Consider the following 7,883-nt stretch of genomic DNA (forward strand, 5'->3'; position numbering starts at 1 on the left):
GTCATCGGGCCCACCCTCGTCGGCGTCGGGCGGGGCACCTCGCCGGTGCGGTTGAGCAGCTCCTCCACCTGGCCTATCGCCGGCCCGATGGCGGGGCCACCGCGGGCCGGCGGCTGCGCGACGAGCCGCAGCAGCAGCTCCCGGGCGCTCGGCCGGTCGTCGGGATGCTTCGCCAGGGCGGCGCTGACCAGCCCGACCAGTGGCTCGCGCAGTCCGCGCAGATCCGGGGCGGAGCCCACGATGCGCATGCCGAGGTCGATATCCGAGCCGTCGCCGAAGGGGTGCCGGCCGGTGCCGGCGTAGGCGATGAGGATGCCCCACGCGAACACGTCCGCCTCGGAGCCGATCGGCTGGCCGTGCACCTGCTCGGGCGCCATCCAGCCGGCCGAGCCGAACCCCCATGCCGTCGGCCTGGCCTTCGCGCCCTCCAACGCCTGGGCGATGCCAAAGTCGATCACCCGGGGGCCGGACAGCGAGAGCATGACGTTGCTCGGTTTGAGGTCACGGTGCACGAGCCCCGCGCTGTGGATGGCGGTCAGCGCGGTAGCCACCCCGACGGCCAGACCGGTCAGGGTCGAGGAGGCCAGCGGGCCGGACTCGACCTGCTCGTCCAGCCGGACGCCGTCGATGAACTCGGTGACCAGGTAGGGTGCCGGCGCGTTCGGATCGGCGTCGAGCACCTCGGCGGTGCAGAAGGGGGCGACCCGCCGGGCGGCCTCCACCTCGGCCCGGAACCGGCGGCGGAACTCCTCGTCGGCCGCGAGGTCGGGCCGGATCACCTTGACGGCGACCCGCCGCCCGGTGGCGTTGCGGGACAGGTAGACCGTGCCCATCCCGCCGACGCCCAGGCGGCTGATGAGGGTGTAGGGACCGATGGACCGCGGCTCGTGGGGGTTGAGTGGGTCGCCGGGATCGGTGCGGCGGGAGTTCGGGCCCGCGGCGTCGTCGACCACGGTCAGCACCCTACGGATGTGATCACGACCGCTGCCCACTGCTTGTCACGCGAATGCCTCTCAGCTCCCGATCCCACAGCTCCCGATCCCACGCACGGCCCGGACCCGACCCCGCTACCAGCTCGCCCGGTCCGGCGGCACGCGGCCGGCCGGGGTTCGCCGGCGTTTCTGGGGTCGTGTTGTCTCGTTCGCAGTCTGCCGCACCGCGGGCCGCTTTCGGCACGCACGGGCTCCCGGCCGGACGTTCGGGTCGGTTGGCCGACAATGTGTTGCGATTGTGAGGGTTAGCGGGCTCCGGGCGTTCGCGGATAGTGGATGTGGCGATTGTGCCCGCGCCCGCGGCGGGATGAGGCATCGTGGGCGAATGGATACCGGCGGCCCGCCCGGCGTCGATGGACCGTGGCTGCTGTGCCCCTGGTGCGCGGGGCCGGTCCCGTTGACCCATCTCGTCGCGTCCGATGACGAACCCGGCGCCCAGGTGGCGGTGTGTACCGGTTGCGGCCGCCGGGTGAGCTTCCTGCCGCCGACGGAGCCGTGAGGACCGACGCCGCGGCGCCTACGCCTCCAGCTCACTGGCGACGGCGTGCACGACCTTGGCGACCCGCTGCGCGATCCGGCGGTCCGGGTAGCGGCCGCGGCGCAGATCGCGCTGGACGTCGTCCAAAAGCTTGATCATGTCTTCGACCATACTGTGCAGCTCGTCGGGGCTGCGGCGGGCCGCCTGCGCGGCCGCCTTCGCCACCGACGGCGGCGCGGCCAGCAGCCGGACCGACAGCGCCTGGTCCCCGCGCCGCCCGGCCGCGACGCCGAACTCCACCCGATCGCCCGGCTTGAGTCGCTCCACCCCGGCCGGTAGGGCGGCCTTGTGGACGAAGACGTCGCCGCCGTCGTCACGGCTGAGAAAGCCGAAGCCCTTGTCAACGTCGAACCACTTGACTTTGCCGGTGGGCACGGGCGACCTCGTTCTGTGTAACGACAGGACAACGCAACGAAAGCTGAGGGAATCCCAGGCTATCCGTCGACCGCACCGCGCGCGGGGTCTTCGGTCGCGATCGGCTGTCGGTCGGACCTCAGCAGTGACGATCCCCTCCCCGGTGTTATCCGGGGCCCACCCCGGGCATGCCAGGTCCTGACCCTGGGCCGACCGTCCGGGCTGGACGGCCGGCCCCCGATGGCAGGAGGCGTTTCGATGGCGATTCCCGATCGCGAGGACTTCCGTACCCCGGAGGACTTCGAGGAGGCCGAGCGGAGCCGGGCGCGGGACGAGGCCGTGCTCGGCGCGGACGGCGGCCCGGACGATCCCGAGGCGAACCGTGCGGCCGAGGGCCTAGAGGTTTCCGACCAGGAGGCCGCGAACTACCGCGAGCACGTAGAGCGGGGTGCACACCAGCAGGGCGAGGGCGCGCCGGTCGTCTGAGCCGCGCCGGTCGTCCGAACCGCGCCGATCGTCCGAACCTCGCCGCGGGGTGCCCGCCCCGAAGCCGGGCACCCCGGCCCCGGCCGAGCCGCGGTCAGCGCCGGCGGGTGTCCTCGCCCAGCAGCCAGGGCGGGAACTCGCCGAGCCGGGCCAGGACGACGTCGGCACCGGCGGTCTGTAGATCCCCCGCGGAGCAGGGGCCGGTGGTCACGCCCACCGCGAGCGCCCCGCCCTCCCGCGCGCCGATCATGTCACCCAGGTGATCTCCGACGAAGACGTCCACCCGATGGGCGCGCAGAGCCACCCCTTTCGTCCCCGCGAACAGCGCACCCTCGACGACGTCGGCGGCGATGCCGATGCGGTCCAGGCTCGCCTGGGCCAGCGAGGTGCTCTTCGCGGTGACCACGACGACGCGACCGGCGAGCCGGCGCACCGCGTCCACCGCGGCGCGGGCATCCGGCATCGGCCTCGACACGGGAATGGCGTGCACGGCGTACAGCTCCCGGAAGCGGGCGGCGGCGGCGGGCACCTGCGCGGCGGGGAACCAGTGTGCGAGTTCACTCTCCAGCGGCGGTCCCAGCCGGGAGACGGCCAGGTCGGCGTCGACGGTCACGCCGGTTTCGCCGGTCAGGGCGGCGAAGGTGGCCCGGATACCGGCCCGGGCGTCCAACAGGGTCAGGTCGAGGTCGAATCCGACAACCGGGGCCGAGGCATTCCAGGACGGCACCAACCGAGCTTAGGCCGGACCGGCGCGGCCCTCAATCGCCCGACATTCAGCCTGCGATTGGCCCGCAACGGCCGCCGAGGGGGCCGCCGGGCCGGTAGTGTCCGCGGGTGTGACCAGGGTTGTGGTGGATGTGATGCTCAAGCCGGAGATCCTCGACCCGCAGGGCCAGGCGGTGCTGGGCGCGCTGCCTCGCCTCGGAGTGAGCGGGATCGTCGGCGTCCGCCAGGGCAAGCGTTTCGAGCTGGAGCTTGCGGACGGGGTGACGCTGGATGGCGCAGTGCTGGCGCGGGTGGAACACCTCGCGTCGACCCTGCTGGCCAACCCGGTCATCGAGGACTACGTGGTGCGGGTCGAGGACGCGGCGGCCGAGCCCAGCCCGAGCGCCGCGGGCTGAGCTCGGCCGGCCCCGACCGCCGCCGGGGCTAGAGGACTCGGGGCGCGGCGCCGCTCTCGCTCACCATCGGCCGGCCGTGGGCCTGCCAGGCGAGCATTCCGTCGGTCAGGTTGCGGACCTGCCAGCCGCCCTGGGCGAGGTAGCCCGTGACGGCGGCGGAGCGTCCGCCGGAGCGGCACACGACGACCACGTCCTGCTCGCGGGGCACCTCGTCGAGCCGGGTGACGAGCTCACCCATGGGGATGTGCAGGGCGGCGGCGATGTGACCGGCGGACCACTCGTCGGGCTCCCGGACATCCACGAGCAGCGGGGCACCGTCCGCAGACAGGTCGGCGGGCAGGTCGGCGACGCTGACAGCCGGGATCTGATCAGAACTCACCCTGCCATCCTGCCACCTACTTCAGCAGTCGGGACAACCGACGATCGGCGAGTGTCCGCCCGTCGGTCTGGCAGGTCGGGCAGTACTGCAGGGCCCGGTCGGCAAACGAGACCTCCCGCACGGTGTCGCCGCAGCGTGGACAGGGCAACCCGGCCCGTCCGTGCACCGACAGGTTGGCCTTCTTCTCGGCCTTGAGCTCGCCGGCGGCGAGCCCGGCGGCGCTGTCGCGGGCGGCGGTGAGCACACCGACGAGCGCGGCGTGCAGGCTCGCGGTCTGCGCCGCCGACAGTCCTGAGGCCGGCTTGAACGGCGACAGCCGCGCCGTCCACAGCGCCTCGTCGGAGTAGGCGTTGCCGACGCCCGCGATCCGAGCCTGCTCGGTGAGCACTCCCTTGAGCTGGGACCGCCCGGCGGCGGCGAGGATCTCCTCGAGCGCGGCCACGGTGAAGGCCGCCCCGAGCGGGTCGACGCCGAGCCGGGCGATGCCGGGCACCTCGGCGGGATCACGGACCACGTGGACGGCGAGACGCTTCTGGGTGCCGGCCTCGGTGAGATCGAAGCCGCTGCGGTCGGTGAAGGTGAGCCGCAACGCCAGCGGGCCCCGCCCGGGGCGGGCCGGCGCCGCTGGCTGGTTCGGCTTCCAGCGCAGCCAGCCGGCCCGAGCCAGGTGGGTGACAAGGTCGAGGCGCTCCCCGGTGGGAAGGGCGAAGACGAGGTCGAGGAACTTGCCGTGCCGCTCGACCGCGGCGAGCGCGGCCCCGTGCAGGGCGGACGGCGCGGGGTCGAACGTCTTCAGGGCACTCACGGCGACCGGCTCGACCCGGTCGACGACCCGGTCCAGCGCCGTCTCGCGCAGGAAGGCGGCGAGGGCATCGACCTCCGGCAGCTCCGGCATCACCGCAGTGTCTCACCCGCGGCGCCGAATCACCCGCGGCGCCGCAAGCGTGCCAGCGAGACCTCGGGTCAGCGCAACGGCTGGCTGAGCCTCGGCACGAGGTCCGCGTCGGCGGCACGGGCGAGCAGCGTCTCGATGGCGGCGAACCCCTCGTCACCGAGATCGAGGCTGAACTCGTTGACGTACAGCTTGATGTGCGCGTCGACGACGTCCGGCGCCATCTCCTGCGAATGGGCGAGGACGTAGTCGGCGCTTGCGGACGGGTCGGCGAACCCGGCGGCGACGCTGGCGCGCACCGCGGCGGACAGCGCGGCGCCGTCCAGCTCCCGACGGGCGAGGATCGCGCCGAGCGGGATCGGCAGCGAGGTCTGCTCCTCCCACCAGTCGCCGAGGTCGGCGAGCGCCGTCAGCCCGTACGACGGGTAGGTGAACCGCGACTCGTGGATGACCAGCCCGGCGTCGTACCGGCCCTCCTGCACCGCCGGCATGATCTTCTCGAACGGCACCACGTCGATGTTCGCCACGCCACGATCGGCGGCCCACAGTCGGAACAGCAGGTAGGCGGTCGTGCGGGTGCCGGGAATGGCGACCCGAGCGCCGCGCAGGTCGGTGCGGCCGGCAGTGAGCACCAGCGGGCCGCAGCCGCGGCCCAGCGCCCCGCCGGAGGTCAGCAACTGGTAGTCGGCCAGCAGCCAGGGCAGGGCACCGTAGGACACCTTGACCAGATCGTCGCGTCGCTCGGCCGCGCGGGAGTTCAGCACGTCGATGTCGGCGAACGTCACCGTCACCGCGGGAGCGTCCGGCACCAGCCCATGGGCCAGGGCGTGGAAGGCGAACGTGTCGTTGGGACACGGGGAGATGGCCAGGGAAAGCGACCGGGTGTCCCCCGCCGGGCCCGTCGGACGCTCGCTCATCCGGTGTCCTCCCACTCGTCGGTGTGTGTCCCGCCGCCGGTCAGCGCGTGCCGTTACTGCCGTGCTGGGCGCCGGAGCCCGCCGAGGCCGTCCCGCTACCGGCGGCGGGCAGCGCCTCGGTGGCGACCAGGCCTTCGGTGGCAACCAGGCCCTCAGGGTGCGCGACCAGCGCCGCCGCGGCTGTGCGCAGGCTCGCCAACGCGGCCGGCAGGTTCCAGCCGGCGCGGTCCCGGCGGCCGACCGGGTTGCTCACGGCACGGATCTCCGCGGCGGGGACGCCGAAGGATCGCGCGGCCAGGGCGATGGCATAGCCCTCCATCGCCTCGGCCACCGGGTCCAGCCGCTCGGTGAGAGCGCTGGCCCGGCGCTCCGTGCCCGTCACGGTCGACACACTGACCACGGTACCCGTGACGATCCGCCGGCCGGTGGCGTCGAGCACGGTGTGCAGGCGCGACACCAGCTCCGGCTCGGGGCGCACGGTGGACGAGCCCAGTCCCAGGTCGTCCAGGGTGAGGAAGGCCCCGCCGCTGACCGGGCCGCGTCCGTCGGGGCCTCGGCGGGTCGGCGCGCCGGCCGCGTGGAAGCCGAGGTTGCGGTCCATCTCGCTGATCCGGCCGGCCGGCGCCGACGGGGGCTCCTCGTCGAGGCCGGACTCGGCGCCAAGGTCCGCGGCGACCATCCGTTCGGCGACGACGATGTCGCCGACCTCCGCCCAGCCGCGGAACCCGCCCGCGACGCCCATGGTCACCACGAGATCGAACGGCTGCCCGGCGGCGCTCGCGACGGCCGGGGCCGTCGCGGTGCCGGCGGCGGCGGCCGGACCGCCGGTGCCCGCGGCGAGGACCGTGACGGGGCCACGCCGGCGGCCGACGTAGGGGCCCAACGTCGACGTGGTGAGCAGCTGGCGGTCCCAGTCCGGTGACACCAGGTTGCCCGGGCCGGCCGGCAACCTCGTCCGGCCACGCGACCAGCTACCCATCAGCCCTGCGCACACCGCGTCTGCCTCGGCTGTCACCGCGGTGACGATCAGGGTGCGGCTCACGACCAGGTCCGGATCATTATCTGGAATGTCCTCGTCTGCCGTCATGCGCTGTCGGTCGATCTACTCGAATGCCACCGGGCCGGACGGCGATGTAACGGCACGGGATTTTCGATGTGGTGCAAATCGGACTTGTTGCCGGACCTTAGCACCACGGTCGACGCTGCGTGGTCCTGATGGCAACCAAGGGCACGCTGCGCGCATGCCGGGGGGCCGGGCGGTGGCAACGGGGGTACCCGGACGGTACGTCCCCGGTCCGGCCCGGGCGGTCGCCGGTCGGTCCGCCGCCGCGGGCCGGTGGGCGACGCGGCGTGATGCGGGTCAGGGCTTGACCGAGAGGAAGTAGCCGCGATCGGCCACCGAGGTCGGGACGTCGATGTTGAGACTGCCCCCGGGCCTGGCATCCAGGTGCGGCGGGGAACCCGTCCGCTGGATGAGGGCACCGTCCCGCAGGTACTGGGCCGCGTTCGTCGTCACGAAGTCGCCGCCCGACTCCATCGTCACCAGCGGGGTCGGACGGTTGCAGCCGGTGATCCCGAGACCGACCGCGACCGCAGCGGCGACGGCGGTGGTCGCGGCGAGCCGTGGGAACGGCCTGCGCCGGGACCGCGTTGACGTGCGCACGCTCGGAGGTTATCGCCGCCGCAGTCGCGGCGCCCCGGGTCGCGGCGTCCGCGAGTGGCGCGGGCCCGGCCTCGTGATCGACGTCACGTCCCGCCGGGTCAGGCGCGCCGCCGGCGACCCAGGCCACGGCGCTGGCGCGGCGCATCCGGGCGGGTGGGGTCCGCCAGTGTGGGCGGGATGGGCGCCGGCGCCTCCCGCCAGGGGTCGGTGGGCGGCACCGGTGCGGACACCACCGCCTGGCCCGGGTATGCCGCCGGATCCGGGTATGCGGCCGGGCCCGGGTATGCCGTCGGATTCGGGTATGCCGTCGGATTCGGGTATGCCGCCTGGCCCGGGTATGCGGCCGGGTCCGGGTAAGCCGCCGGATTCGGGTAGGCCCCCTGGCCCGGGTATGCGGCCGGGTCCGGAAGCGGGGCCTGCGGCTGGGCGCCTTCGGCGTAAGCCGCGGAGCCGGCCGGGTACGCCGGCTCGGCCAGCCCCGGCTGGGGCTGGCCGGCGGGGACTGGGATGGCGCCGGCGGGTTCGGCCGTTGGGACCGCGC

The 7,883-nt window shown here is 73.9% G+C and carries 10 protein-coding genes and 1 pseudogene; 2 read left to right on the forward strand and 9 right to left on the reverse strand.

Going from position 1 to position 7,883, the window contains the following annotated elements:
• Both ND748_RS20175 and ND748_RS20180 read right to left on the reverse strand, forming a co-directional pair.
• A partial coding sequence (locus ND748_RS20175) for a serine/threonine-protein kinase (protein ID WP_251747561.1) occupies positions 1 to 953 on the reverse strand: 953 nt, incomplete at its 3' end.
• Positions 954 to 1,509: 556 nt separating this feature from the next.
• Positions 1,510 to 1,905: a cold-shock protein gene (locus tag ND748_RS20180; RefSeq protein WP_251747562.1), complete on the reverse strand. Its 396-nt coding sequence runs from the start codon at positions 1,903 to 1,905 to the stop codon at positions 1,510 to 1,512.
• A 237-nt stretch (positions 1,906 to 2,142) separates the two neighbouring features.
• Between ND748_RS20180 and ND748_RS20185 the strand changes: the two genes are divergently transcribed.
• Positions 2,143 to 2,370: a hypothetical protein gene (locus tag ND748_RS20185; protein ID WP_251747563.1), complete on the forward strand. Its 228-nt coding sequence runs from the start codon at positions 2,143 to 2,145 to the stop codon at positions 2,368 to 2,370.
• A gap of 94 nt (positions 2,371 to 2,464) precedes the next feature.
• Here ND748_RS20185 and ND748_RS20190 read toward each other — a convergent pair whose 3' ends face one another.
• Positions 2,465 to 3,097 (reverse strand): haloacid dehalogenase-like hydrolase, encoded by a 633-nt coding sequence (locus ND748_RS20190; protein WP_251747564.1) that lies wholly within the window; start codon positions 3,095 to 3,097, stop codon positions 2,465 to 2,467.
• Between the two features lie 109 nt (positions 3,098 to 3,206).
• Between ND748_RS20190 and purS the strand changes: the two genes are divergently transcribed.
• Entirely contained in the window at positions 3,207 to 3,491 is a 285-nt protein-coding gene (purS, locus tag ND748_RS20195) for a phosphoribosylformylglycinamidine synthase subunit PurS (RefSeq protein ID WP_251747565.1), read from the forward strand.
• A gap of 28 nt (positions 3,492 to 3,519) precedes the next feature.
• Here the strand turns inward: purS and ND748_RS20200 are convergent, their stop codons facing one another.
• The 6 genes and pseudogenes from ND748_RS20200 to ND748_RS20225 all read right to left on the reverse strand — a co-directional run.
• Positions 3,520 to 3,870, reverse strand: coding sequence for a rhodanese-like domain-containing protein (locus tag ND748_RS20200; RefSeq protein WP_251747566.1), 351 nt, complete (start codon positions 3,868 to 3,870; stop codon positions 3,520 to 3,522).
• Positions 3,871 to 3,886: 16 nt separating this feature from the next.
• Positions 3,887 to 4,765, reverse strand: coding sequence for a DNA-formamidopyrimidine glycosylase family protein (locus tag ND748_RS20205; RefSeq protein ID WP_251747567.1), 879 nt, complete (start codon positions 4,763 to 4,765; stop codon positions 3,887 to 3,889).
• A gap of 68 nt (positions 4,766 to 4,833) precedes the next feature.
• On the reverse strand, positions 4,834 to 5,679 hold the full coding sequence (locus ND748_RS20210; protein ID WP_251747568.1) for a 1,4-dihydroxy-6-naphthoate synthase: 846 nt from the start codon (positions 5,677 to 5,679) through the stop codon (positions 4,834 to 4,836).
• Positions 5,680 to 5,719: 40 nt separating this feature from the next.
• Positions 5,720 to 6,766 (reverse strand): futalosine hydrolase, encoded by a 1,047-nt coding sequence (gene mqnB, locus ND748_RS20215; RefSeq protein ID WP_251747569.1) that lies wholly within the window; start codon positions 6,764 to 6,766, stop codon positions 5,720 to 5,722.
• Positions 6,767 to 7,039: 273 nt separating this feature from the next.
• Entirely contained in the window at positions 7,040 to 7,342 is a 303-nt protein-coding gene (locus ND748_RS20220; RefSeq protein WP_251747570.1) for a hypothetical protein, read from the reverse strand.
• Between the two features lie 98 nt (positions 7,343 to 7,440).
• Positions 7,441 to 7,883 (reverse strand): annotated as a pseudogene (locus ND748_RS20225) (hypothetical protein); the annotation flags it as partial.

It is taken from the genome of Frankia sp. AiPs1 (genome assembly GCF_023716945.1).
In the GTDB taxonomy this organism is placed as follows: domain Bacteria; phylum Actinomycetota; class Actinomycetes; order Frankiales; family Frankiaceae; genus Frankia.